At 55.7% G+C, this 25,321-nt stretch carries 21 protein-coding genes; 2 read left to right on the top strand and 19 right to left on the bottom strand.

The window, feature by feature from the left end; genetic code table 11:
- From rlmN to MKZ07_RS04240, 11 genes are all read right to left on the bottom strand, one after another.
- The gene (gene rlmN / locus MKZ07_RS04290) at positions 1-1,041 is read right to left on the bottom strand and encodes a 23S rRNA (adenine(2503)-C(2))-methyltransferase RlmN (RefSeq protein WP_036694503.1); all 1,041 of its coding nucleotides are present in this window, start codon (positions 1,039-1,041) and stop codon (positions 1-3) included.
- 152 nt (positions 1,042-1,193) lie between these two features.
- A complete protein-coding gene (rsmB, locus tag MKZ07_RS04285; protein ID WP_372238060.1) occupies positions 1,194-2,507 on the bottom strand; it encodes a 16S rRNA (cytosine(967)-C(5))-methyltransferase RsmB in 1,314 nt (437 codons plus the stop codon).
- A gap of 170 nt (positions 2,508-2,677) precedes the next feature.
- On the bottom strand, positions 2,678-3,619 hold the full coding sequence (fmt, locus tag MKZ07_RS04280; RefSeq protein ID WP_341024677.1) for a methionyl-tRNA formyltransferase: 942 nt from the start codon (positions 3,617-3,619) through the stop codon (positions 2,678-2,680).
- A gap of 5 nt (positions 3,620-3,624) precedes the next feature.
- Positions 3,625-4,110: a peptide deformylase gene (gene def / locus MKZ07_RS04275; RefSeq protein ID WP_076154736.1), complete on the bottom strand. Its 486-nt coding sequence runs from the start codon at positions 4,108-4,110 to the stop codon at positions 3,625-3,627.
- Between the two features lie 92 nt (positions 4,111-4,202).
- Positions 4,203-6,734, bottom strand: coding sequence for a primosomal protein N' (gene priA, locus MKZ07_RS04270; RefSeq protein ID WP_036694510.1), 2,532 nt, complete (start codon positions 6,732-6,734; stop codon positions 4,203-4,205).
- Positions 6,734-7,966, bottom strand: coding sequence for a bifunctional phosphopantothenoylcysteine decarboxylase/phosphopantothenate--cysteine ligase CoaBC (gene coaBC, locus MKZ07_RS04265; protein WP_036694511.1), 1,233 nt, complete (start codon positions 7,964-7,966; stop codon positions 6,734-6,736). Before coaBC ends, priA begins: the two co-directional genes overlap by 1 nt.
- A 239-nt stretch (positions 7,967-8,205) precedes the next feature.
- Complete coding sequence (gene rpoZ, locus MKZ07_RS04260) at positions 8,206-8,406, bottom strand: DNA-directed RNA polymerase subunit omega (RefSeq protein WP_076154734.1); 201 nt, start codon at positions 8,404-8,406, stop codon at positions 8,206-8,208.
- 55 nt (positions 8,407-8,461) lie between these two features.
- Entirely contained in the window at positions 8,462-9,031 is a 570-nt protein-coding gene (gene gmk / locus MKZ07_RS04255; protein WP_076154732.1) for a guanylate kinase, read from the bottom strand.
- Between the two features lie 18 nt (positions 9,032-9,049).
- Positions 9,050-9,310 (bottom strand): extracellular matrix/biofilm regulator RemA, encoded by a 261-nt coding sequence (remA, locus tag MKZ07_RS04250; protein WP_006209218.1) that lies wholly within the window; start codon positions 9,308-9,310, stop codon positions 9,050-9,052.
- Between the two features lie 52 nt (positions 9,311-9,362).
- Positions 9,363-10,253 carry a YicC/YloC family endoribonuclease gene (locus tag MKZ07_RS04245; protein WP_341024671.1) on the bottom strand — a complete coding sequence of 297 codons (891 nt, stop codon included), beginning with the start codon at positions 10,251-10,253 and terminating at the stop codon, positions 9,363-9,365.
- Between the two features lie 38 nt (positions 10,254-10,291).
- Complete coding sequence (locus MKZ07_RS04240; protein ID WP_076154728.1) at positions 10,292-12,166, bottom strand: bifunctional homocysteine S-methyltransferase/methylenetetrahydrofolate reductase; 1,875 nt, start codon at positions 12,164-12,166, stop codon at positions 10,292-10,294.
- A 166-nt stretch (positions 12,167-12,332) separates the two neighbouring features.
- On the opposite strand from MKZ07_RS04240, the gene MKZ07_RS04235 reads away from it, so the two are divergent.
- Complete coding sequence (locus MKZ07_RS04235; protein WP_076154726.1) at positions 12,333-12,590, top strand: hypothetical protein; 258 nt, start codon at positions 12,333-12,335, stop codon at positions 12,588-12,590.
- Here MKZ07_RS04235 and MKZ07_RS04230 read toward each other — a convergent pair.
- The 5 genes from MKZ07_RS04230 to MKZ07_RS04210 form a co-directional block, all read right to left on the bottom strand.
- Positions 12,563-13,663: a GerAB/ArcD/ProY family transporter gene (locus tag MKZ07_RS04230; RefSeq protein ID WP_076154724.1), complete on the bottom strand. Its 1,101-nt coding sequence runs from the start codon at positions 13,661-13,663 to the stop codon at positions 12,563-12,565. The genes MKZ07_RS04235 and MKZ07_RS04230 overlap by 28 nt on opposite strands.
- Before the next feature lie 40 nt (positions 13,664-13,703).
- Positions 13,704-14,906, bottom strand: coding sequence for a Ger(x)C family spore germination protein (locus MKZ07_RS04225; protein WP_083677766.1), 1,203 nt, complete (start codon positions 14,904-14,906; stop codon positions 13,704-13,706).
- Positions 14,896-16,557, bottom strand: a complete 1,662-nt coding sequence (locus MKZ07_RS04220; RefSeq protein WP_076154722.1) for a spore germination protein — start codon at positions 16,555-16,557, stop codon at positions 14,896-14,898. The genes MKZ07_RS04225 and MKZ07_RS04220 overlap by 11 nt, the downstream gene beginning before the upstream one ends.
- 168 nt (positions 16,558-16,725) lie before the next feature.
- On the bottom strand, positions 16,726-17,562 hold the full coding sequence (gene dapF, locus MKZ07_RS04215) for a diaminopimelate epimerase (protein ID WP_076154720.1): 837 nt from the start codon (positions 17,560-17,562) through the stop codon (positions 16,726-16,728).
- Between the two features lie 115 nt (positions 17,563-17,677).
- Positions 17,678-20,488, bottom strand: coding sequence for a calcium-translocating P-type ATPase, SERCA-type (locus MKZ07_RS04210; RefSeq protein WP_076154718.1), 2,811 nt, complete (start codon positions 20,486-20,488; stop codon positions 17,678-17,680).
- Positions 20,489-20,679: 191 nt separating this feature from the next.
- On the opposite strand from MKZ07_RS04210, the gene MKZ07_RS04205 reads away from it, so the two are divergent.
- Complete coding sequence (locus MKZ07_RS04205) at positions 20,680-22,566, top strand: Rqc2 family fibronectin-binding protein (protein ID WP_341024662.1); 1,887 nt, start codon at positions 20,680-20,682, stop codon at positions 22,564-22,566.
- 333 nt (positions 22,567-22,899) lie between these two features.
- Here MKZ07_RS04205 and MKZ07_RS04200 read toward each other — a convergent pair whose 3' ends face one another.
- The 3 genes from MKZ07_RS04200 to MKZ07_RS04190 form a co-directional block, all read right to left on the bottom strand.
- Positions 22,900-23,811 carry a PHP domain-containing protein gene (locus MKZ07_RS04200; RefSeq protein WP_051493469.1) on the bottom strand — a complete coding sequence of 304 codons (912 nt, stop codon included), beginning with the start codon at positions 23,809-23,811 and terminating at the stop codon, positions 22,900-22,902.
- 72 nt (positions 23,812-23,883) lie between these two features.
- The gene (locus MKZ07_RS04195; protein ID WP_036694991.1) at positions 23,884-24,783 is read right to left on the bottom strand and encodes a selenium metabolism-associated LysR family transcriptional regulator; all 900 of its coding nucleotides are present in this window, start codon (positions 24,781-24,783) and stop codon (positions 23,884-23,886) included.
- 93 nt (positions 24,784-24,876) lie between these two features.
- The gene (locus MKZ07_RS04190) at positions 24,877-25,314 is read right to left on the bottom strand and encodes a hypothetical protein (RefSeq protein ID WP_341024659.1); all 438 of its coding nucleotides are present in this window, start codon (positions 25,312-25,314) and stop codon (positions 24,877-24,879) included.
- Positions 25,315-25,321 lie beyond the last annotated feature (7 nt).

The raw sequence follows: 25,321 nt of genomic DNA, 5'->3' as shown, positions 1-25,321 counted from the left end.
TCACCCCAACTCCATATGTTTGGCGCGCAGCTGTCCGCATGCGGCCGCAATATCATGGCCCTGCTCACGGCGGATGGTAACATTCACGCCCTGATCGGCCAGTATACGCTGAAATTCAAAGATATCATTGCGGGAAGTCCGAACATACTTGCGCTCAGGCACATGATTGACCGGGATCAGATTCACATGGCATAGCATGGTCTTGAGCACCCCGGCCAACTCCTCTGCATGCTCCTTCTGATCATTGACGCCGCCGATCAAGGCATACTCGAAGCTGATCCGGCGGCCTGTCTTAGCCTGATAGTACCGCAAGGACTCGATTACATCATCGAACGGATAGCGGCGGTTCACCGGCATCAGCTTGGAACGGAGGGTATCGTTAGGAGCGTGAATCGAAATCGCCAGATTAATCTGTGTATCTTCATCAGCGAATTTGTAGATGTTCGGCACAATTCCGCTGGTGGATACAGTAATATGGCGCTGGCCAATATTCAGGCCCTTCTCATGGATCATCAGACGGAGGAATCTCATAGTTGCATCATAGTTCTCGAAGGGCTCGCCTGTCCCCATAATGACAATGCTGCTGACACGTTCGCCGCGCGCATCGAGAATCTGCTGGGAACGGACGACCTGGGCAACGATCTCCCCTGCCGTCAGATCCCGCTTGAGACCCCCAAGGGTAGATGCACAGAAGGTACATCCAATCCGGCAGCCTACCTGGGTGGTCACACACACGCTGTTGCCGTAATTATGCTTCATAATAACTGTCTCAATCGCATGATCATCATGCAGACCGAACAGGAATTTCACTGTACCGTCCTTGGACTCCAGCTTCGTAATCTCTGTGAGTGCCGAAATACTGAACTGATCTACCAGCTTGGCTCTGAGGGCCTTAGAGAGGTTGCTCATGGATTCGAAGTCATTGACCCGCTTCACATACAGCCAGTCAAAGATCTGCCCGCCGCGAAAAGCCGGCTCTCCGTTGTCCTTGGCCCATTGCTGCAACTCTTCTAAAGAAAAATCATATATTAAAGGTTTCATTGTATTTTTACACCTGTGCTTTCATAAATTATATGCGTATTGTTTCTCATTCTTCCTATTTTAACACAAAACTCAGAACCGGTAAAAGAAAAGCCCGCCGCGCGAAGGAATCTGCGGGCGGGAAGCTGTAGTCAAGAAGCACAATCGCTATATTACAAGAGTCGCTCCAGCCGGGCGATATAGAAGCCGTCGCTGCCATAATGATGCGGAAGCAGTTGTATTCCGTCACCGGCAGCAAGCGCGGTTCCTTCCAGCCGCTCCCAGACGGCTGACTTGAAGCTGACCGGTGCGAAGCCGGGATTGCGCTCCAGAAAAGCGGCAACAACCTGACTGTTCTCTGACTGCTCGGTAGTACACGTACTGTAGACCAGCACGCCTCCCGGCTTCAGCAGCCCGGAGACCGACTGCAGCAGCTCAAGCTGTAGCGCAGCCACACTTACAATATCCTCCGGCTGCTTGCGCCATTTCAAATCAGGCTTGCGGCGGATGACCCCAAGCCCCGAGCAAGGAGCGTCCAGCAGAATCCGGTCATAGGATCCCGGCTGAAGGGCTGTGCCCAGCTCCAGGGCATCTCCACTTGCAGTAGTGATACATTCCAGGCCTAGGCGTGCTGCCTGCTCGGCAATCAGCTTAGCCTTATGCTCATGCAGGTCATTGGCCAGTATGGAGCCCTCGTCCTTCATCAGCTCGCCCATATGTGCACTTTTGCCGCCGGGGGCAGCGCAGCAATCCAGCACTTTCATCCCGGCTTCGGGAGCGACAACCTCGGCTACCAGCATGGAGCTCTCATCCTGAACGGACAGATAGCCGTCCCGGTACCAGGAGGTCAGCGCCAGATTGCCGCCGCCTCTGATGACCAGCCCTGCAGGGCTCACCTTCGATTCGGCGGCATCCAGACCGGCTTCCAGCAGCTCAGCCAACATGGCTTCCCGGCTAATCATCGTTGTATTGACACGGACACTGACTGCGGGCGGCTCATTATTCGCCGTACACATGGCTTCTGCCGTATCCGGGCCGTATTCCGCCGACCAGCGCTTCACCATCCACAAGGGGTGGGAATGCAGGATGGATATCCGCTCTTCCCGGCTCAGCCCCTCAGGCAATACCGGCAGGTCTCCGGCCCGCAGTACACTGCGCAGCACGCCGTTGACCATACCTGAGATGCCCTGATGGCCGCGTCTCTTGGAAATATTCACAGCCTCGTTAACGGCTGCATGCGAAGGGACCCGGTCCAGATACATGATCTGGTACAGGCTTAGCCGCAGCAGACTCCGTACCCAAGGCTCCAGCTTGGCCATCCCTTTGCTGACGAAGCTGCTGAGGACATAATCGAGGGTAATCATCCGTGAGAGGGTTCCGTACACCAGCTCTGTAACAAGTCCCGTATCCTCCCGGCTGAGGTCCGCCTTCTGGAGGCTGCTTCCCAGCAGCAGGTTGCTGTAAGCGCCCTGCTGCTCTACGCGCATCAGAATATCAAGAGCAACCTCACGCGCAGAAGCCTGCGCAGCGGGCTTGCCGCCCTGCCGATTCCGGCCCGCTCCGCCGGTTCTGCCTGCGGCAGGCTTCCTGCCGGAGGCCGCTGGCTGATTGCCGGAAGTACGCGGACGTTGTCCGCTGCCTCCCTTGCCGCCCGCGCTCAACCGAGCACCGTGCCGGGTGCAAGGGTTGCACCACGGCTGAAGTCGGCTGCGCTCATGGCTTTTTTGCCGGCAGGCTGGACGGTTGTAAGAATGAGCGCCCCGTCGCCGGTCTTCACCTCAACGCCGCATTCGCTCACGGACAGTACGGTGCCAGGAGCCGCGCTGCTCCCCGGCTGTTCCTCCGCCTGCGGCTTCACCGCAGCCCATGTCTTGAAGGTCTCGCCATTCCACAGGGTGAACGCACCCGAGAACGGTACCAGACCGCGAATCTGATTGTAGAGATCCAGCGAGCCCCGGCTCCAGTCGATCCGTTCATCTTCCCGGCTTAGATTCGGCGCATAGGTTGCTTCACTGTCATCCTGCACGGCAGCTTCTACACGGCCGGCTGCCAGTCGCGGCATCTCTGTCATGAGGAGATCCCGTCCGGCAACACTTAGCTTCTCAAACAGTGTGCCTGAAGTATCATCATCCTCTATCGTTACCTCAACCCGTGAGATCATATCTCCGGTGTCCAATCCTTCCGCCATATACATCAGCGTCACACCGGTCACCTTCTCGCCGTTCATGATACAGCGCTGTATCGGAGCACCGCCCCGGTACTTGGGCAGTAGTGAGCCATGAACATTTACACATCCATTCGCCGGCAGCTCAAGAACGCTCTTAGGAAGAATCTGCCCATATGCGGCGGTAACAATCAGATCCGGCTCATAGGCAGCCAGCTCTGCCACTGATTCGGGGCGGCGCAGCCGTTCAGGCTGAAGAACAGGCAGTCCCAGCTCTAGCGCAGCCACCTTCACCGGGGTTGGCGCCAGCGTCTTCTTGCGGCCTTGCGGCCGGTCCGGCTGAGTGACCACAGCCACTACGTCATAGCCCTCTTCCAGCAGCATCCGCAGGGAGGGGACCGCAAAAGCCGGTGTTCCCATGAACACTATTCTCATTTCATTCACTCCTCAGTTTCACTGCGTTCTGCTGTGTATTCATAGACCTTCTCAGCGATATCCGTGAACAGCACGCCATTCAGGTGGTCAATCTCATGCTGAAAAGCCCGGGCCAGCAGGCCGCTTCCGGTAATGGTCACTTCCTCGCCCTCGCGGTTCAGGCCGCGTACAGTCACTGTCTCCGCACGGCGGACATCCCCGTTCAGGCCGGGAATACTCAGGCAGCCTTCAGGTCCGAACTGCTCCCCGTCCATGCTGATAATCTCGGGATTGATCAGCTTGATCAATCCATGCTCCTCATCGGCATCTATTACAATCAGCCGTTTCAGAATGCCTACCTGCGGGGCTGCGAGACCAACACCTTCTGCGTCATACATCGTATCTGCCATATCATCGAGCAATTTTTGTACATTGGGGGTGACGGTGGTTACCGTCTTCGCTTTCTTGTGCAATACTTCATCCGGTTCTTTCACAATCAGCCTGATTGCCATTTACACTAACACCATCCTTGTTCTATACATATCATTAATACTTATCGATTCCTTAGGGCAAAACCGCCTTACTATTGTAACACGCCGGAGAATTACATCAACATCTGCGGATCAACATCAATGCTGATCTGCAGCCCCTTATCGCGGACGGAATCCTCCAGCTCCTCCGCCACCTGGCGGGCCAGCGCAATGGCGTCAATCGCACCGCGCCATTTGATGATGCACTGGAACCGGTAGCGGCCCTTCAGCCGGGGCAGCGGCGAGGCCACCGGTCCCAGCAGATCCAGCGCATCCGAAGAGAGCTTGTCCAGACTGCCGTACCAGCGCAGCTGTCTGGCTTTGCCCTGAATGCTGAGCGCATAGTTCTCCGCAAGCTTCAGCAGCAGCGGAAGCTGCTCATGCGACAGAGTAACCAGAATCAGACGGCAATAGGGCGGGTAATGCAGCTCTTTGCGGTGCTTCAGCTCGTCCCGGACGAATGAACGGTAATCATGCCCGCTGGCATGGATAATCGAGTAATGCTCCGGTGTATACGACTGCACCACCACCTCGCCGGGGAGCTGATGCCGCCCCGCACGGCCGGCAACCTGCGTCAAGAGCTGAAAGGTCTTCTCAGCCGCCCGGAAATCAGGAAGATTGAGCGCAGAATCCGCAGTAATGACCCCAACCAGCGTTACATCGGGGAAGTCGAGTCCTTTGGCGACCATCTGTGTGCCCAGCAGCACATCGGCCTTCTTGTCTCTGAACTGGTTCAGCAGCTTCTCATGTGAGCCCTTCTCCGTGGTCGTGTCCACATCCATACGAATAACCCGGATGCCGGGGAACAGCTTGCCCAGCTCTTCCTCTACCCGTTGTGTCCCTGTCCCGAAGAAGCGGATATGCTCACTGCCGCACTCCGGGCACAGCTTGGGCGCGGGCTCAGCATGCCCACAGTAGTGACAGCGCAGATTGTCGCTACGGCTGTGATAGGTGAGCGAGATATCGCATTCCGGACAGCCGGCAACATAGCCGCAGCTCCGGCACATGACGAAGGTCGAGAAGCCTCTGCGGTTGAGCAGCAGCACCGTCTGTTCACCGCGCTCCAATCTGCTTACCAGAGCGGCATGCAGGCTGCGGCTGAACATGGAGCGGTTGCCTTCCTTCAGCTCTTCACGCATATCAACCACTGCCACCTGCGGCAGCTCGTTGCCGAGTGCACGGCTCGGCATTTCCAGCAGAATCGGCGAGAAGTGGATATCACTCTGCGATCTAGCGGCATGATAGCTCTCCAGTGAAGGTGTTGCAGAGCCCAGAATCACCACGGCACCGCCCTGCTCTGCCCTGCGGACAGCCACATCACGGGCATGATATTTCGGATTCTCCTCCTGCTTATAGGAGCCTTCATGCTCTTCATCCATAATAATGAGGCCCAGATTGGCAAACGGAGCGAACACGGCTGAGCGTGCTCCGACCGCAACCATTGCCTTGCCTTCGCGGATCTTGCGCCACTCGTCATAACGTTCGCCTACAGACAGCCGGCTGTGCATCACCGCCACCCCGCTGCCGAACCGGCCCTTGAACCGTTCCACCATCTGCGGAGTCAGTGCAATCTCAGGCACCAGCACCACTGCCTGCCGTCCCTGCTCGATACAGCGCTGGATCGTCTGGAGATAGATTTCCGTCTTCCCGCTGCCGGTCACCCCGTGCAGCAGGAAGACTTCATGCGTCTGCTGCTCTACAGTGCCCACAATCCGCTTGTATACAATCTCCTGCTCCGCTGTCAGCGGAAGCGGGGTACTTGGCTTAAAGTCCCGTCCCTGGTAGGGGTCACGGTAGACTTCAATTTCACTGATTTCAATATAACCCTTGTCTGCAAGTGCTTTGACCGTGCCCGCAGTAACCTGAAGGATCGCCAGAATATCCTTGAGCGGCATCGGCAGCAGGGCTTCCATATCAATGAGGTAGGAGAGCACCTCCTTCTGGCGCGCCGAACGCGCCGGGAAGCTGGAGAGCGACTCCCGGGCTGCTGACAGGCCAATAGCCAAATCAACGGCCTTGAGCTTCTTTTTGCCCATTTTATCCTTAATCGACTGGCTCTCTGCCAGTACGCCGCGCCGCACCATGAACTTAATCGTCTCTGCAGCCTCAGGGAAGGTGCGGGTCAGCAGCTTCATGGATACCTCACTGTGTCGCTTAACGAAATCAATGATCTGCTGTTCTTCGTTATCCGCCTCCAGGAAGAGCGGAAACAGCTCATCTGCGGGGGCGCTGGACGCCTCTTCTATACTCCCAAGCGAGATCAGACGCTCGGCTTTGCCCTTCAAGGCAGTCGGAAGCATCGCCTGCAGTGCGGAGATCCGTCTGCAGGCGTATCTTTGACTCATCCAATCAGCCAGCTCCACCAGCTCCGGCGACAGGGGCGGCAACAGATCCAGTACTTCTACAATCGGCTTCATCCGGGAGACACTGCCGGTCTCCCCTGATTCCAGGGACACTACGAAACCTTGGACCGTTCGGGGGCCGAACGGAACAGCCACCCGGCTGCCCACTTCAATCCACAGCTTCAGAGCATCCGGGATAATATAGTCAAACGGCCGGTCGGTGCTGCGTACAGGAACATCGACAATGACCTTGGCAATATCCATTATAGTAAAGCTCCGGCTACACGATCTGCAGCCAGCCGCAGAATCCGGCGCGCCACCTCATCCTTGGAGGCCAGCGGAAGATCAAGCACCAGACCTTCGGCATCATACACCTTGACGATGTTGGTATCCGTGCCAAAGCCCGCGCCTTCTACGGCCACATCATTGGCTACGATCAGATCAAGGTTCTTGCGGACCAGCTTATCCTTGGCATAGGCTTCGGCATTTCCGGTCTCAGCGGCAAAGCCGATCAGGAACTGCTTATCCTTGATTCTGCCCAGGCTCTCCAGAATATCAGTTGTCTTCACCAGCTCCAGCGTCATGGTGCTACCGCTCTTCTTAATCTTCGAGTCACTGCTCTCGCGTGGACGGTAATCCGCAACCGCCGCTGCTTTTACAAGAATATCGCAATCCCTCCAGCGGTCCATGACCGCATCGTGCATCTCCTGTGCTGACTGGACACGGACCAGATCGATACCGGCATCACGGGGCGGCGCCTCATCGGTACGCGCGGCAATCAGCGTCACCGCAGCACCCATGGCGCGCGCGGCGCGCGCTAGGGCGAAGCCCATTTTACCCGAGGAATCATTGGAGATATAACGGACGGGATCTATGCGTTCCACCGTACCTCCTGCGGTAATCACCACTTTTTTGCCGGCAAGCGGTCCGGAGGTCTTCTCCTTCTGCAGTACAAAAAAGTTCTCAACCACCTTCACGATCTCCTCCGGCTCCTCCAGCCGTCCCTTGCCCACATACCCGCAGGCCAGCAGCCCTTCTCCAGGCTCAATAAACTGAATACCTCTGTTATAGAGGGTATCCATATTGCTGAGGACCGCCGGATGCTGATACATATGGACATTCATCGCCGGAGCTACCATAATAGGCGCTGTTGTAGCAAGAAGCGTGGTGGACAGCATATCGTCTGCCAGCCCGTGGGCCATTTTGGCGATAATATTGGCCGTAGCCGGAGCAATCAGGACCAGGTCGGCAGCATCTGCCAGATCAATATGCGAAATCGAAGACGGGTCGCGCTCCTGGAACGTATCACTGTACACCCGCTGCTTCGACAACGACTGGAGCGTCAGCTCCGTAATGAACTGCTTGGCCGATGACGTCATAATAACATGTACCTCGGCCCCCTTCTGGGTAAGCTTGCTGGTCAGCGCCGCCGCCTTATACGCAGCAATACCGCCGGTGATTCCGAGTATAATCGACTTCCCTTGTAGGCTCTTCATTTGTGTTCTCCCCCCGCTACAGAATCTATATTAAGCTTCAATATTTCCATATAGATAGAGAAAAAAATAACAACCTTCCGGTTGTCAGGAACAGCCCGGTACGGGCTATTTTGTTTATGAGCAGCCTGCCCGGCAGAAATGGTTCTGCCGCCCTTACTGTGGCGGCACCATTTCAAGCGGGACAAGTGCGGATAGATCATGCACCCAAGCCTCTTCAGGCTTAGGCTACGGAACTGGTCCTATTCTTCACCGCGTGTGACTACAATGCGGTCTTCATAGATTTCTTCAAGGGCAACACCGACATATTTATGCGATTTTGGCGCAACGATATCGGTCTTGCCGCCTTCACGGAGTGCTCTGGCCCGGCGGGCTGAAGCGACTACCAGGGAATACTTGCTGTCGACCTTAGTCACCAGTTCGTCAATGGATGGATATAGCATGTAAGGCACCTCTTCATCTTTTACTGTGGAGCAATGGACCTATCTGCAGAACCTATCATCTAACCTTACAATGTTCGGCGATAATAATGCTTTCTATTCGCTTGCAAGCCAGATCAATCTCGTCATTCACCACGGCGTAATCATAATGCCGGATCAAACCGATCTCATCCTCGGCCACAGACATGCGGTGGCTGATCACATCAGGATGCTCTGTGCCCCGGCCGCGGATGCGGTCCTTCAGCTCGTCCATAGACGGGGGAAGAAGGAACACAAAGATGCCTTCGGGGAATTTCTCCTTGACCTTGAGCGCTCCCTGAACTTCGATCTCCAGAATAATATCTCTTCCGCTCTCCAGGGTTCTCTCTACAAAGTCACGCGGAGTACCGTAATAATTGCCTACGTACTCCGCATATTCCAGCAGCTTGTCGCCTTCAATCATATCGGCGAACTGCTCCCTGGATTTGAAAAAATAATTGACTCCGTTCTCTTCACCCGCACGCGGTAAGCGTGTGGTGGCAGAAACAGAATAGACGAGTTCAGGCATCTTCGGCCGCAGCGCTGTGCATACCGTACCTTTGCCGACACCGGAAGGGCCGGATAGTATAATCAGCAATCCTTTTGACATAGTACACTCCATTTGTTGTTATTCATCGTTATCGTCGTCTTTGCTGGATAGGCGGTGAGCTACCGTCTCAGGCTGTACAGCCGAGAGAATCACATGGTCACTGTCGGTAATAATGACAGCCCGCGTCCGCCTTCCGTAGGTGGCATCGATCAGCATATGCCTGTCTCTGGCCTCCTGGATAATTCTCTTAATCGGTGCCGATTCCGGGCTGACAATGGAAATAATGCGGTTCGCTGACACGATATTCCCAAAGCCGATGTTGATTAATTTGATTGCCATGTTCCGGTTGTTCCCCCCATAAGTAACATCATAGCTTGCTCACTGGTTCCTGTCATTCCAGGTTCGCTGCCTGCTCCCGAATCTTCTCAAGCTCCGCCTTCATATCAAGCGTCAGATTCACAACCGCCAGATGAGTGCATTTCGACCCTATTGTGTTGGTCTCCCTGTTCATCTCCTGGATCAGAAAATCAAGCTTGCGTCCGGCAGGCTCGCTGCCCAGCAGCAAGGCCCGGCACTGGCCGAAATGGCTGTGAAGCCGGGTCAGCTCCTCATCTATATTGCAGCGGTCGGCGAAAATAGCCATCTCCATGCCGAATTTATGCTCATCCCAGGGGAAGCTCCCGTCATTCAGCAGGTTAAGCCGTTGCCGCAGCTTCTCGCGCTGCTCCTCCACAACCAGAGGCGCATATCTGCTGATTCCGGCATGCAGCTCTTCCAGGCGGTCAAGTCTGCGCGTCAGATCAGCCGCCAAATAGGAGCCTTCCCGTCCGCGCATCTCCAGCAGGGCCTCCAGACTAAGCTGGAGACCCTGCTCCAGAAGATCTGTAAGTTCTCCGGAGGCGTCATCAGCAGCCGTCTCTTCCTTCGGTTCCATCACACCGGGCATAGCAAGGATATCCCGCAGGGACAACTCTCCCTTGAAGCCATACTCCCGGACCAGTACCTCCGCTGCATCAAGATAGGCGCTCACCCTGCGGCGGTCCAGCACAGGCTTGTCAGCCGCCCCGTCGGTGAGTTCTCTATTAATAATAACATCTACCCGTCCCCGTCTGATATGAGCCTGAACCATTCTGCGCAGCCTATCCTCATACCCCGTCCATTCCCTGGGCAACCGCAGCACAACTTCGCAGTACCGGTTATTCACCGATTTGACCTCGAACGTTATCTTGTGTCCGCCGGATTGCAGGGCTGACTGACCGTATCCGGTCATACTATATGACAACGGAATCACATCCATTACACTATTGTAATTGATTATTACTAGCGAAACAAGGGGGATAACTTACGTCCTTGCTTCTCCCAAATATACTCCAGCAGCTGCACGCTCATATCATAGAACATAAACGGCGTAATCAGATAGATTCCGTTAAAATGAGCAATGGCCGCATCCAGCAGCTCCTTGGCAATCAGCACCCCTTCGGCCCGGCCCGCTTCGCCTTCGAGTCCGGCCATCCGGCTGCGGACCTCGGCAGAGAGCTGAATGCCGGGAACCTCATTATGCAGATACTCTGCATTGCGTCCGCTGGCCAGCGGCATAATGCCGATGAATATCGGAATATCCAGATGCTCAGTAGCCTTGGCAATCCGGACAATCAATTCAGGATCATACACAGGCTGGGTCATAATATAATCCGCACCCGAGACAATCTTCTTCTCCAGGCGCTCAACCGCTTTGTCCAGATGCTTGACATTGGGATTGAACGCTGCGCCGATGACGAATTTCGCTTTCTGCTTGAGCGGCTTGCCGGAGAAGGCCACGCCGTCATTGAGCTGCTTAATCATACGTATAATTTCAAAGGAAGTCAGGTCATAGATTGAGCTTGAGCCGGGCAGATCCCCGAACCGGGCAGGATCTCCGGTCACGGCCAGCACATGGTCAATCCCCAGCGCATCGAAGCCCATCAGATGCGACTGGGTACCAATCAAGTTGCGGTCGCGGCAGGCAATATGCACCAGCGGCCGCAGGCCTGTGCGGGCCTGCACCAGATGCCCCAGCGCCATATTGCTCATCCGGGTGACAGCAAGCGAATTATCGGCTAGCGTCAGCGCATCGGCTCCAGCCCGGCGCAGCGCTTCTGCCCCCTTCATGAACTTCGCGATGTCCAGATCGCGCGGAGGATCAAGCTCTACGATAACGGTGTGGCGTTCCTTGACCAGATCGACAAGAGTCGGTTCGCCGCCTCCCTGCCCCTCGTCATCGGCCAGATGCTCCTGCACCGCAATTCTCTCAGGCGCACTGAAGGCAGCGGGCTCAGGCAGCGGTTCCACCACATAGCCCTTAAGTGCAGCGGAGATTTCAGCGATATGCTTAGGCGTGGTGCCGCAGCAGCCCCCGATAATCCGGCTGCCCATATCGGCGAACACCGGAGCCATCTGGCCGAAATACTCCGGCGAGGCGCCATAGCGGTACTGACCGTCTACATAATCGGCTACGCCCGCATTCGGATAGATCGACACCGGCAGCGCCAGCTTACCCTGTAGCGTACCCAGCGCTCGCTTGATCCCGTTCGGTCCGGTGTTGCAGTTGAAGCCGATCACGTCCGCTCCGTCCTGCTGCAGAATATGGAAAGCTTCCGGCAGGGTTAACCCGTCCAGCGTCCGCGCCGAATCGTCCACCGCCAGCTGGCAGATTACCGGCAGAGAGCTGAGTTTACGCACAGCCTTCAGCGCCAGATGAAGCTCCTCGACATCATAGAAGGTCTCCAGCATGATTCCGTCCGGCGCTTCCTCCAGGAGCGCAGCAATCTGCTGCGAGAAGAATTTCTTCAGCTCGGAGGAGGACAGATTCGCCCGTTTGCCGGCCCGGATCGAGCCGATGGCTCCGACTACATAACCATTCTCGCCGGCAGCCCGGCGGGCAATGCGGACCCCCGCACGGTTGATATCCGCCACCTTGGCTTCTAATCCGAACTTCGACAGCTTGTCGTAGTTCGCGGAGTAGGTATTACTCTCCAGCAGTACAGCACCTGCATTAATATAGCTGCGGTGTACATCCTCAATGACCTCCGGTGAGGTCAGATTCAATTCTTCGTAGGAGATGCCGACAGGGAAACCCTTTTGATACAAAAAAGTTCCCATCGCTCCGTCTCCGACTAATACATTCTTCTCCCATGCAGAGCGCAAATCCGGCTTCACCGCAAGAACCTCCCCTTGACTGACATTAGTTTCATACTAATGTAACATAAATCGGGATGGTTGATAAGCTTTAGCAGGCAAAAGAGGCCGCCGGCCGTTATTCTTGTATGCTAGTCCGGCAAATGATTCATACTACGGATAAACTTGCCGGAAGGAGACTGCATAAATGAAGAAAAAAATAAGAAAACTGCTGCTGCGCAAATATACCGTAATTCTCCTGCTGTCTGCGCTCTCACTGTTGTACCTGTACCTGCTGGACTTGATGTTCGGCTACGGTGCGGAGAATATCCAATATATTCTCAATTATCTGCTCTATACTACCTCGGAGAAGCTGACTGCGGCTGTGCTAGTGCTGCTTCTAATTGTACCGGATGCCATCTATTGGTTGAGCGGCCGTCAGCCCGGCCGGGGAGCGGAGAAATGATCTCGGACCGCCGTTACAATGACCAGTAGCACTGGAATGACTATCATTAAATAAGGATATACCCTGTACAGCAGGGTCCCGCCCTCATCGAGATGTTCAATGAAGCTGTGTGCATCCAGCATGGAGGTGAAGAGGATGATCAGTCCACAGGGATAGAGCATTCTCCGGTACGGAAGCTTGAACAGGTCCGAGATTCCGATCAGCGCGGCAGCAAAAAAGACGGCCATTTTGAAAAACACCCCGATGATCAGCACCATGACCACGAAAATATCCACGCGCTGGATGATATCCGAAACGGAAATCTTGCTGATCGTCGGCATCAGCGGGAGCGGCGAACGCTCTACAATATCAGCACCCAGGACCGAAACATTCAGCGCCATCGTGAAGCTGAGCAGCAGCGCGGAGAACACCATGGCGGCGGCGATGATCCAGGGCCCTTTTTTGACACTGGACAGATAGGGCATCAGCATAGTGAAGCACACCATTTCCCCGAACGGAAACATATAATTCTGATGAATCACCGAGCTAAGCACGGGCTGGAAGCCATTCTCCAGTACAGGCAACAGTCTGTGCAGATTGATCGTACCGGAGAGTATCAGCATCACTGTCCCGAACAGGCCGATTCCCAGAACGACAAACGCAAAAACCATCGACGTTCTGCTCAGCACCTCTACCCCCTTATGCAGCACATATGCTCCCGAGAGCAGCATCAGGGTGCTTAAGATGAACAGCGGAGTATGGTGCATGGTCGACATTGCGAGCATGGTGCTGCCATCGCGCAGATCCCGGGCGGCCAGGTTTATGTAGAGAACAATGTAGAGCACGCCTACCGGTGCTCCGATATATTTTCCGAGAATTTGCCGTGTATAGCCTGTAAAAGGCTGGTTCGGGTGCTTGCGGTACAGATAGGCGTATCCCGTGAACATGATCAACCCCGCCGCGCAGCCGAGCAGGATCGAGAGCCAGGCATCCCGGCCTGCCCCCATCCCCAGATTAACCACCAGCGCCGTACCCAGCTCGAAGAGCACCGTCAGGCTGAAGAATTCGACGAGTCCGATTTTGACCTTACCCATATTCTATGGACCTCCTCACCCGGTTATCTTACCGGCAGACTTAATGAATCTGAAAAGAGCTGCTGCGCATATCCGTATGCCGGATGACCACATCCGCGTCGAACCGGATTTCACAGTCTGCAAATACGTCCTCCCAGTGGTCCCTGACCTTCTTCCAGCCGCGCGGGTCCTTCCGCTGCAACGCCCGTCCAAAGCCGAGATAATCGCTGCCCAATTCTTTGGCGGTGCTGACAGCTGCATCGATATGCTTTACGCTTTCTTTTATAAGCCGGTCTGACAGCTCTCCCAGCACTTTAGGCGAGGTAAGATCAAGCGGATTCGGAGCTTCCTTGAGCGCAGCCTGCTGCGTAATTTTCACTGTAAAGACGGGATGCTCCGGGTCAGACGACTTGACCGCAAGCGACACCTGGGACTGAAAGATGTTGAAAGAGAGATAGCTGCCCTCCTGCTGCTTGAGCAGAACCGGGAACTCTTTGATCCGATTATGCAAAAGAACGGTACCTAGTGCAGCGTCACCCGTGAGCCAGCCTTTCAGCTTGTCATCCTTGAACGCCGCAAGCGAGGAGACTCTCAGGATCGACCGGGGTTCGATATTCTTCAGGCTGTCATTACTGCCCGATGCCGGAGTCCACTCTCCTCTGGTGTATACCCCGTTGATCACCGGACCGCCTCCTCTAATCTGAATCCCCCGGATCACATCGTCCACGGCCATGCGGAAGTTATAACCGAACTGCTTGGAGGTTGTCTCCAGCTTCTCCACCAGATCATTGGCCGGGATTTTGCTGAACACAGTCATTGTGGACATGATCTCACGCGCAGGCTGTCCCTTGGAGATGAAGATCAGGCTGTTCAGCCGGGTATCGCTCTCCCGCTCCAGCACATCCAGAAGATCCTTGATGCCTTCGCGGGCGAACGCCTCCGAGATCACCAGCACCCGCACATGGCCCAGAGAGAGGAGCCGTGCCGTTTGGCGGGAAGCGTCTGCCAGCGCCTCGAACATCGTGCGGCCTGTTCCAGTGTACAGCGCAACCGGCGATATGCCTCTGCTCTTCTCCCCGGAGATTTCCTCCGCCACTATCACCTGAAAAGACAACTTGTACCGCTCAGCCTCAGAATCGCCCCTATCGATCGCGACCCCCGAGACAATCGCCCGCCGGTTGAGTTCAACACTATCCCAACAGCCGGTAAGCAGCAGCATTGGAAGGACAACCAGCAGCCCCAGGCAAAAAATTCTATTTTTCACGGTTCTCCTCCTCAGCCCTGGCGTTCATGCGGATTAACGGGGGCAGTTCTTCCTCATGTCCAGTCGTTAGCAGCATGTAGTCCGGCATTTCCTCGCGCATCTGCGCCGGCGGCTTGTCCGGCCCCATCAGCCAGAGCGGCAGTCTGAACAGCGTGTCCTTCTGGCTTTTAATGGAGAGCGGCACGAAGGGGAAAAGATAAGGAACGCCGAAGGATCTCAGGCTGCTCATATGTGCCACAAGCAGGATCAGGCCCAGTGTAATTCCATAGAAGCCGAATATACTGGCCATGATCAGAAAAGCAAACCGGATAATTCTCCCGGCAATGGCCAGGTTGTATGCCGGAAGAGCAAAGCTGGCAATCCCGGTCAACGCCACTACGATAACCATGATAGGCGTAATAATCCCGGCCTCTACCACCGCCGTTCCCAAGATAAGCGCACCGACTACTGAGACCGTCTGTCCGATGGCGCGCGGCATGCGTACCCCGGCTTCACGCAGGATTTCAAAGGCCATCTCCATCAAGAGAAGTTCCACAAAGGCCGGGAAGGGCACATTCTCCCGCTGGGAGAGAAGATTAATCAGCAGCGTGGTCGGAATCATCTCATAATGATAGGTAGTCAGCGCAAGGTAGACCGACGGACCCAGAATCAGCACGAGGAAGCTCAAATAACGGATTAGCCGCATCAATATGGTAATGTCGAACCGTTGGGAATAATCCTCGGCAGACTGAAAAAACTGCGTAAACACCGCCGGAAGTATCAGCACAAACGGCGTGCCGTCCACAATAATAACCACCCGGCCTTCGAGCAGATTGCCTGCAGCCACATCCGGCCGTTCCGTGTTGTAGATCGTTGGAAACGGTGTAAAGGTCTTGTCCTGAATTAATTCCTCAATATACCCGGATTCCAGAATCTCATTGATGACAATCTTGTTCAGCCGGTCTCTGGTTTCGCGGATCAGATCCTCCCCCGCAATCCCTTTCATGTACATCAGCGCCACATGGGTATGGGTCTCGGAACCGATCTTCATGACTTCCAGGCGCAGCTTGGCAGATTTGATTCTGCGGCGGATCAGCGAGATGTTCGTGGCCACCGACTCGACGAACCCGTCCTTCGGCCCCCGGACCACGAGCTGGGAGGAAGGCTCACTGACCGCCCGCTGCTCCCCGCCCCTGGTCCCGCACAGAATCGCTGCCCGGCAGCCCTCCAACAGAATCGCAGTGTCCCCGGAGAGAATAGCGAGCATGACATCTTTCCAATCCTCCTTAAGCTCCGCGTCACCTATCTCCATAGCACGGCTAAGGATCTGCTGCGGGAGCGAAGCTTGTTCCTGCGGTCTGTCAGCATTGCCAGCCGTGCTGTCGAGGAATAGCTCCTCCGTATGATTCAACAGTGAGCCCAGCACGAATTCATTCACGGATGCCGGGTCCGCCAGCCCGCTCAGATGAACAGCAGCCGCTTCCAGCCGGCGTTCTCCCCCGATCTGGATTCTGCGGATCAGGAGATCCGGACTGTCACCAAGCTCCGTCTGAATGTAGAGCAGACTCTGGGCGACCGTATCCGCGAGGCCCAAGGGAACACCGCCTTGTGGCCGTCCCGGTGCAGTATCTGCTCCCGCATTCTGCGTTTTTCGGTTAGACCCTGATTTCATACCCGCTCCTCCTCCCTGATTCTATGCAGAGTTCTATTATTCGCAGATACGTCTGCCATTATTCGGCTTTCATTTCATACGCAGGCTCCATTCCGGCTCTGAATTACATAAGAAATCCCCTGCATCTGGCATACAGGGGATTTCAAATAATTATATGGGAATCAGATATCAGATATCTACTGAGCCGGTGTATACCACCTGGGCAGGGCCGGTCATATAGACATGGTTGTCTTCCTCGTTCCATTCGATGAACAAGTCGCCGCCCTTCAGGCTGATGACCGCCGAGCGGTCCGTCACTCCGTTCAGCACGGAGGAGACCAGAGTCGCGCAGGCGCCTGTTCCACACGCCAGGGTAGGACCGGCTCCGCGTTCCCAGACGCGCATATCCACGTGGCTGCGGTTCACCACTGTGGCAAATTCCACGTTAACTTTCCGCGGGAAGAGCGGGTGAACCTCCAGCTTCGGCCCCCATGTAGCGAGATCGAACGTTACGGCATCGTCCACATAAATGACTGCATGCGGATTGCCCATAGAGACTGCGGTGAATCTGAACGCTGTGCCGTCCGCTTCAATCAGCTGGTCGAGCACAGGCTCTGCATCAATCGCTACAGGAATCTGCAGTCCAGACAGAACCGGCTCGCCCATATCCACAGTTACGCTCTCCACGATCCCGTCCTTCACCTTCAGGGAGACCTTCTGTTCTCCGGCACCAATCGTCTCAATGACAATCTGCTCCGATTCCACCAGACCATGCTCATATACATATTTGGATACACAGCGGATCGCATTGCCGCATTGTTCAGCCTCGGAGCCATCGGAGTTCATGATACGCATCATGTAATCGCCGCGCTGCGAAGGGAGAATATATACCAGTCCGTCTGCGCCGATGCCGAAGAACCGGTTGCACAGTGTAACTGCAAGCTCCGCGGCATTGCCCGGCAGCTCATCCTCACCGAATACGATAATAAAATCATTGCCCAATCCGTGCATTTTAGTAAATTCCATTGTCAGGTCCACTCCTATAAGTAATCTCAGCTATTTTCACATTCCTGATTTATCATAAACCAAGCTTCTCAGTGAAACCAGCATACCCTATAGGAGTGGAGTGAGGCTATTGATTTTATGCTGAAAACTTTGTACTTTTTATCATCTGACGTCCGCCGCTGCGGCTGCGGTTCTTCTTACCGCCCAAGACGCTGCCCGCTCCCATCAGAAAGGTCGGGATTCCGGCCATCACCAGCACCAGACACCATTCACGGAAGCTGAGCGGAACGGTCTTGAACACCGGCTGAAGTACAGGGAGGTACATTACAGCCAGCATTAAGAGGACAGAGGACAGGACCGCCAGGACCAGATATCTGTTCTGGAACGGATTCCGGTAGAAGACCGAGCGCGAGCTGCGGCAGTCGAACACATGAATGAGCTGGGCCATCACAAGGGTGGCAAAAGCAACCGACTGCGCACGGATCAACTGCTGCGCACTGCCAGGATCTATCCGCAGCGTCAGCCAGAAGGCGGCCAGGGTACAGAGTCCGATCAGCAGTCCGCGGCTGACAATCTTCCAGCCCAGCCGCCGGGCAAAAATATTCTCCTTCGCCCCGCGCGGCTTGTGCTCCATCAGATCCTTCTCAGGTTGGTCAACTCCTAGCGCCATAGCGGGCAAGCCGTCTGTAACCAGATTGACCCACAGAATCTGGATCGGAACCAGCGGCAGCGGCAGCCCTAGCATCATGGCGAAGAACATGGTCAGAATCTCTCCGACATTCGAGGCCAGCAGGTACCGGATGAACTTGCGGATATTCTCATAGATATTCCGACCCTCTTCAATGGCGGCCACGATGGTCGAGAAGTTATCGTCCCCAAGGACCAGGGCCGAAGCCTCCTTCGTCACATCCGTACCGGTGATTCCCATCGAGATCCCGATATCTGCGGCCTTGATCGCAGGCGCATCGTTCACCCCATCGCCGGTCATTGCTACGACATGGCCGTGGCGCTGCAGCGACTTGACAATCCGCAGCTTATGCTCCGGTGATACCCGTGCGTAGACGAACACACTGTCAGAGACCTTATCCAGCGCATCGTCGTCCATGCGGGTAAGCTGGCTGCCGGTCAGGACCGTGCCGCCGCGCTGTAGAATGCCGAGCTGATGGGCAATAGCCTCTGCCGTTGTCCCATGGTCGCCGGTAATCATGACTGTCTTGATGCCTGCCCGGCGGGTCACGCTGATCGCATCGCGCACTTCCTTGCGCGGCGGATCGATCATCCCGGCCAGACCCACGAAGACAAGCTGGCTCTCCGCTTCCTTCTCGCTGCCGGCCGTTTCTCCGCTCCGCAGATCGCGGTAAGCCATACCGAGCACACGCAGTGCGCCGGAAGCCATCTGTTCATTGGCATCCAGCACCTTCTGGCGCAAGGTCGGCGTGCAAGGCACGACTCCGCCCTCCCATAGCATATACGTGCAACAATTCAGGAGCACGTCAGGTGCGCCTTTGGTGCAGATCATCCGGCCGCCGGGGTGATTCACAACCACGGACATCAGCTTCCGTTCGGAATCGAACGGAAACTCTGTCTCCCGGGTATAGGTTACGGCAAGCGTTTGGGCGGTTAGTCCCATTTTGGCAGACAAAGCGACCAGCGCACCTTCCGTAGGGTCGCCCTTCAGTTCCCATACGGACTGGGTATTCGCCCCTTTATCGGCCTCTGCGCCCTTGCCTTTCTTTTTGCTGCGCGTGTCGGTGAAGCTCTCATAAATCTCAGCATTGCTGCATAATGCACCCACCTGAAGCATGCGCCGGAGACTCTGGTCATTTTTCAGATCAACTGCCCGGCCGTTACGCAGCACACTGCCTACTGGAGCATAGCCTTCCCCTGATACCTCAAGGGTCCGTCCGGCGTTCCAGAGCTGGGTAACTGTCATTTTGTTCTGTGTCAGGGTTCCTGTCTTATCCGAGCAGATGACAGAGGCGCAACCCAGCGTCTCTACCGAAGGCAGCTTGCGGACGATCGCCTTGCGCTTGATCATCCGCTGGACACCCAGCGCGAGCGCAATCGTCACAATGGCCGGAAGTCCTTCAGGAATAGCTGCCACCGCCAGACTCACCCCGGCCAGGAACATCGCCGTTGCAGGCTGACCATGCATAATTCCTGCCAGGACCACAACAATGGTCAGTCCAAGTGAGACGTAGATCAGAATCTTGCCGAGCTGCTCCAAGCGGTGCTGCAACGGGGTCTCCTGGGATTCGGTATTCTGGATCAGATCGGCAATCTTGCCCATCTCGGTAGCCATACCGGTGCGGATAACCACAGCCCGGCCGGTTCCCCGGGTCACCATTGTACCCATGAAGCCGATATTCTTCTGATCGCCCAGCGGAATGTCTTCAGCATAGATCGCCGAGGCATGCTTGGAGACCGGCAGCGACTCCCCTGTCAGCGCCGACTCTTCGGCATAGATGCTGCTGCACTGCAGCCAGCGGACATCTGCCGGAATCCGGTCCCCGCTCTCCAGCAGGACGATATCTCCGGGAACCAGCATTCTGGCCGGAAGTACCTCCTGCTTCCCGCCGCGTATCACTTTGGCCGTAGGTGCGGAGAGCTGCTTCAGCGCTCTTAACGAACGCTCGGCGCGGAACTCCTGCACGAATCCGAGTACCCCGTTAAGCAGAATAATCGCGATAATCGTAATGGCGTCTAAGTATTCGCCGAGCAGGCCGGATACCAGTGTCGCCCCCATCAGCACCAGTACCATGAAATCCTTGAACTGATTGAGCAGCAACGTAAAAGGTGATACCCTTTTACCCTCAGACAGCTCATTGTACCCGCTCTCTTTGCGTCTTGCGGCGGCGTCCTCGGCGCTTAGCCCCGTTCCCGGCTGAACGCCGAACATCTCCTGCAGCTCCTCTGCACCGAGCCGGTGCCAGCTTTTTTGTTCCATAACTAATCTTTCCCCTCCCGGTCGTTTCTTGACTTCCGGCGGCGCACAGCTTTTCCACCTGTTCATGTCCAAGTGTATTCATGGTCGTCCCAAAATATCACCGCATCTAGCGTTCTCCTTTTGCACGAACCGGTAAAAGTATGGCATCATAGAGGGAGTACTTCATTATCAGGCGACAGGAGAACTTTATCATGGCATTAGACGGCATTGTTACCCAAGCGATCGTGCATGAGCTTCAGCCCTTCATCGGTGCACGCGTCGGCAAAATATATCAACCCAGCACACATGACCTCGTCTTCACCCTGCGCGGTGCGGGCGGCGGCGGCAAGCTGCTGCTGTCGGCGAACCCGACATACCCCCGGCTGCATCTGACCGAGAGAAGCAGCATCAACCCGGCGGAAGCGCCGATGTTCTGCATGCTGATGCGCAAGCATTGTGAAGGCGGCACCATCGAGAGCATTACCCAGGTGGGGCTTGAACGGATTATTCATATCACCATCAGAACCCGGGATGAGCTGGGGGATGTCTCCGCCAAAAAAATCATTATCGAGCTAATGGGACGCCACAGCAACATCATTCTGACGGAGCTGGCCACAGGGACGATTATCGACGGCATTCATCATGTCACACCGTCGATCAGCAGCTATCGGGTCGTTATGCCGGGAGCAGCTTATACCCAGCCGCCGCAGCAGCATAAGCTGAATCCCCTGCAGATCAGCCAGCCCGACTTCCTTGCCCTGCTGGCCTCGGCTGAGGAAGCGGCCCGCTACGCCGCCGAGCATCCGCAAGAGCCGGAGGAGGATATGATCGAGGGCGAGATCGCAGAATTACTGGCCTCGCTTGAGGCTCCGCAGGCTGACGGCTCCGGCGGCCCGGCCCCTTCAGCCGATCCGGCCGGCTGGCTGGTTCACGCCTTCAGCGGCCTGAGTCCGCTGATCGCCGGAGAGATCCTCTACCGGTACAAGGAGATAGGCGGAGAAGCTGAGGATTTCAGCAGCGGGATGGATAAACCCGAACAGCTATGGGAAGCCTTCCATTCTGTCATGGAACCAGTAAGCAAGCAGGATTTCGCCCCGGTCACCGGCTGGAATCCCAAGGGTAAGCCTGTCTTCTCAGCCATTCCACTGAAGCTCATGAGCGGAAATGTGAAGCATTACAGCTCCATTAGCCTCTGCCTGGAGGATTATTACGGAGACAAGGCTGAGAAGGACACCGTCAAGCAGCGGGTTAGCGACCTGATCCGCTTCCTCAGCAACGAGCGCAGCAAGAACATCAAGAAGCTGGCCAACCTGCAAAAGGACCTGAACGAAGCCGAGGATGCAGACCAGTTCCGCATCTGGGGCGAGCTGCTGTTCGCTTCCCTGCACACCGTGAACAAAGGCGACAAGCAAGCAAAACTAGTAAACTACTATGATGAGAATCAGGCGGAGATTACCGTTCCGCTTGACCCGCTGCTAAGCCCTACGGACAATGCACAGCGGTATTTCAAGAAATATAACAAATACAAGAACAGCCTGCGGGTGATCGGCGAGCAGGTCCAGAAGACGCACGAAGAGATCGCCTATATGGAGCTGCTGCTCCAGCAATTGGCCCATGCCTCACTGAATGACATTGAGGAGATCCGTGAGGAGCTGGTCAGCCAAGGCTACTTACGCGACCGCAGCAAGAAAGGCAAGAAGAAAAAGAAGGCAGCCAGACCCACGCTGCAAGTCTTCACTTCCTCTGAAGGGGTGGACATCTATGTCGGCAAAAACAATCTGCAAAACGAATATGTCACCAACCGGCTCGCTTCACCGAACGATACCTGGCTGCATACCAAGGATATCCCCGGCTCACATGTGGTGATCCGCAGCGAGGAATTCGGTGATGCTACCCTAGAGGAAGCGGCCCAGCTCGCCGCCTATTACAGCCAGGCCAAGCAATCCAGCAGCGTGCCAGTGGACTGCACGCTCATCCGTTACGTGCGCAAGCCGAGCGGAGCCAAGCCGGGATTCGTTATCTACGATCATCAGCGGACACTATTCGTCACGCCCGATGAAGAGCGGATCAAGCAGCTGCCGAATGTGCTGCGGAGTTAAGGCTCCAGTAGTGTGCAAACAAATTGAGCTCGCGCGAAGGTAATCTTCACCATGTATGCGGAAAACAGCATACAATGAGCTCGAGTGAAGACGCATGAGCCCATTGTGTGAGGAAAACAGCATACAACCGGCTCTCTCAAGGCGCATGGGCCTAATGTATGCGGAAACCTGAACACAATAACAGGCGGTTTCCTCTTACTGATCATGCGCTTTACTAACAGTAAGGATTGCTCTTACCAAAAAACCTCCGTCCTGTAGCGCATTCGCTAAGGGTCGGAGGTTTTTGGTGTCTTGTGTCTTGTGTCTTGTGTCTTACTTCTTATGTCCTGCGGATCAGCCTCTGGCAGCCTTAAGCTGCTCCAGCACAGCGGCAGGCACACTCACACTGCCGATATCCCCGTGGAAAACAACGCCCTGCCGCGCACCGTGGAAATCCGAGCCGCCGGTAACCCGCAGGCCGAATTCCGCAGCCAGTGCAAGGTAGCGCTCATGCTCTGCCGGGCCATGGTCGGAATGGTACACCTCGATGCCGTCCAGATCACATTGCTCCACGATACTGCGTACCAGTGCGTCATCTCCATAGATTCCCGGATGGGCCAGCACCGCTGCACCGCCTGCTTCACGAATCCACTCGCAGGCTGTCCCCGGTGTAATGCGCGGTGGCGAGACATAAGCCGCCGCCCCTTCGCCCAGATACTTGTCGAAGGCATCCCGCATATCTACGGCTGCACCCAACCGTACCAGCTCATCCGCGATGTGCGGCCGGCCGATGCTCTCATCAGGCTTCAGCTCGCGGCCCAGCCCGGCCACTACCTGATCCAGAGTGATCGCAATGCCCAGTCCGCGCAGCTTCTCCATAATCGCTTCATTCCGCCCAAGCCGGGTTCCCCGCTGCTCCTCCAGGCGGGACAGCAGCAGTTCCTGCTCTATGTCGACATAGTAACCGAGGACATGGATCTCTTTGCCGCCCTGCCGTGTGCTGATCTCAACACCAGGGACCACAGTAATCCCGTACCGCTTGCCTGCTTCCAGCGCTTCCGCTATTCCGCTGACCGTGTCATGGTCAGTAATGGCTACTGCGGTCAAACCAGCCTCATAGCCAAGCCGTACATTCTCAGACGGCGGCTGCATGCCGTCCGAGGCCTGGGTATGGGTGTGCAGGTCGCATCTTCCTGCTGAGTCAGCAAGACCTTCCGTAGCTAACGCAGCCACTGATAGCCCGCTATGAATTTTATGGTCTGTCATCGAATTCCTCCATTCTTTCAATTAGGTTTACCTGCTTTCATGCAGCTAGACGCAGCTAGCTATGCATATCCGTTACTGTCCGCCGGCATGCTGGCGCAGGAAGCTCAGGAAGGTTACCGCCGAGATCGGCAATAAGGTCGATTTCAGATGAATCGCGTAGAATTGCCGTTTGAAGGAGGCATCCGTCAGATTAACAATTTTCAGCAGGCCGAGTGCCACTTCATGCTTGACGGAGGAGGTCGAGATGATCGTAATCCCCAGCCCCGCCTCTACCGCCGACTTCACCGCTCCCGTACTGCCCAGCTCCATCACAATTTGCATCGCCGCAGGATCTAGTCCGTTAGCCTCAAGCTGCTCCTCCATCACCCGCCGTGTGCCCGAACCGCGTTCACGCAGCACGAATGGGTAGGCGAGCGCCTGCGCCAGCGTCACTTCCGCCTGGCCGGCCAGCGGATGCTCCCCGGGAACGATCAGCTTCAGCTCATCGCCCATTACCGGTTCAATCACCATGTCCGGATGGGAGACCGGCGCTTCAATCAGCCCGAAATTGAGCTGATGCTTATGAATCTCATCCATAATCTGTGAAGTGTTCATCACCTTCATCATAATCGAGATATTCGGATACTCCTTACCGAAGGGCCCCAGCAGGCGGGGAAGCACATATTCGCCGATGGTCAGGCTGGCTCCTAGCATCAGGCGGCCCTCCAGCATGTGGGTGAAGGCCGACATCGCCTGATCTGTCTCACGCATCAGCTGCATACTGCGCACCGCGAACGGCATCAGCGTCAGGCCGGCCTCAGTGAGTATGATTTTTTTGGTGGAGCGGTCGAACAGCTTGGTTCCGAAATAATCCTCCAGCGCCTGAATCTGCATGGTCACCGCAGGCTGTGTCATATGCAGAGTCTGCGCCGCTGCCGAGAAGCTGCCCCGTTCAGACACAGTATAAAAAATATGAAGCTGATGAAAATTCATACGTTACTGACTCCTTCGCTAATTACAGTTGTAGAGTGTAGAGCAAAAAAGGCACGCAGCCTTAAGCCGCTTGCCTCCCTCGTTTCAAGTATCCTACTTGCGCCTGCGGCGTTTCTTGGACAGCTTCATGTGCCGGGAATAACGCAGCCAGGAATAGTATCTCTTGAGATCCCGAAGCTGCGGAGTCACCGATATTTTGCCCAGAAAAGACACGATCACCATGACATACAGCGGCTCTCCGGAGAGGGCGCTGACGCCCTCAAGCTGCCTGAAATCAGCCACGATCACCGTATCATTATCAATCAGATAGGCATTATAATCACTGTTCGAATATGGCCTCAGCCGGTTCTGCTTCAGGGCTTGCCAAATCCAGGCGGTCACCTCCACATTCCCGCTGTCCTCAGCAGCTACCCGGTCCGCATAACGGCTCTTGGCATGCCGGGTCAATACGATGTCGGCAATCCCGTAGTTATTCAGCATGATATGGAAGGGTTCGTGCACCCCCCACCAGTCCATCCCCTTGCCCTGCATAGTCATC

Source organism: Paenibacillus sp. FSL P4-0338 (assembly GCF_038002365.1).
Taxonomy (GTDB): Bacteria; Bacillota; Bacilli; order Paenibacillales; family Paenibacillaceae; genus Paenibacillus_AQ.
This window is presented reverse-complemented; position numbering and strand designations above follow the sequence as displayed.

Excerpts from the sequence above, each read along its gene's own strand:
- rlmN (WP_036694503.1), bottom strand. The coding sequence starts at position 1,041 with ATGAAACCTTTAATATATGATTTTTCTTTAGAAGAGTTGCAGCAATGG.
- rsmB (WP_372238060.1), bottom strand. The coding sequence starts at position 2,507 with ATGCGCGTAGAGCAGCAGGGCGCTTACAGCAACCTGCTGCTGGGAAGC.
- fmt (WP_341024677.1), bottom strand. The coding sequence starts at position 3,619 with ATGAGAATAGTGTTCATGGGAACACCGGCTTTTGCGGTCCCCTCCCTG.
- def (WP_076154736.1), bottom strand. The coding sequence starts at position 4,110 with ATGGCAATCAGGCTGATTGTGAAAGAACCGGATGAAGTATTGCACAAG.
- priA (WP_036694510.1), bottom strand. The coding sequence starts at position 6,734 with ATGGATATTGCCAAGGTCATTGTCGATGTTCCTGTACGCAGCACCGAC.
- coaBC (WP_036694511.1), bottom strand. The coding sequence starts at position 7,966 with ATGAAGAGCCTACAAGGGAAGTCGATTATACTCGGAATCACCGGCGGT.
- rpoZ (WP_076154734.1), bottom strand. The coding sequence starts at position 8,406 with ATGCTATATCCATCCATTGACGAACTGGTGACTAAGGTCGACAGCAAG.
- gmk (WP_076154732.1), bottom strand. The coding sequence starts at position 9,031 with ATGTCAAAAGGATTGCTGATTATACTATCCGGCCCTTCCGGTGTCGGC.
- remA (WP_006209218.1), bottom strand. The coding sequence starts at position 9,310 with ATGGCAATCAAATTAATCAACATCGGCTTTGGGAATATCGTGTCAGCG.
- MKZ07_RS04235 (WP_076154726.1), top strand. The coding sequence starts at position 12,333 with ATGAAGAAAAAAATAAGAAAACTGCTGCTGCGCAAATATACCGTAATT.
- MKZ07_RS04230 (WP_076154724.1), bottom strand. The coding sequence starts at position 13,663 with ATGGGTAAGGTCAAAATCGGACTCGTCGAATTCTTCAGCCTGACGGTG.
- MKZ07_RS04220 (WP_076154722.1), bottom strand. The coding sequence starts at position 16,557 with ATGAAATCAGGGTCTAACCGAAAAACGCAGAATGCGGGAGCAGATACT.
- dapF (WP_076154720.1), bottom strand. The coding sequence starts at position 17,562 with ATGGAATTTACTAAAATGCACGGATTGGGCAATGATTTTATTATCGTA.
- MKZ07_RS04210 (WP_076154718.1), bottom strand. The coding sequence starts at position 20,488 with ATGGAACAAAAAAGCTGGCACCGGCTCGGTGCAGAGGAGCTGCAGGAG.
- MKZ07_RS04205 (WP_341024662.1), top strand. The coding sequence starts at position 20,680 with ATGGCATTAGACGGCATTGTTACCCAAGCGATCGTGCATGAGCTTCAG.
- MKZ07_RS04200 (WP_051493469.1), bottom strand. The coding sequence starts at position 23,811 with ATGACAGACCATAAAATTCATAGCGGGCTATCAGTGGCTGCGTTAGCT.
- MKZ07_RS04195 (WP_036694991.1), bottom strand. The coding sequence starts at position 24,783 with ATGAATTTTCATCAGCTTCATATTTTTTATACTGTGTCTGAACGGGGC.
- MKZ07_RS04190 (WP_341024659.1), bottom strand. The coding sequence starts at position 25,314 with ATGCAGGGCAAGGGGATGGACTGGTGGGGGGTGCACGAACCCTTCCAT.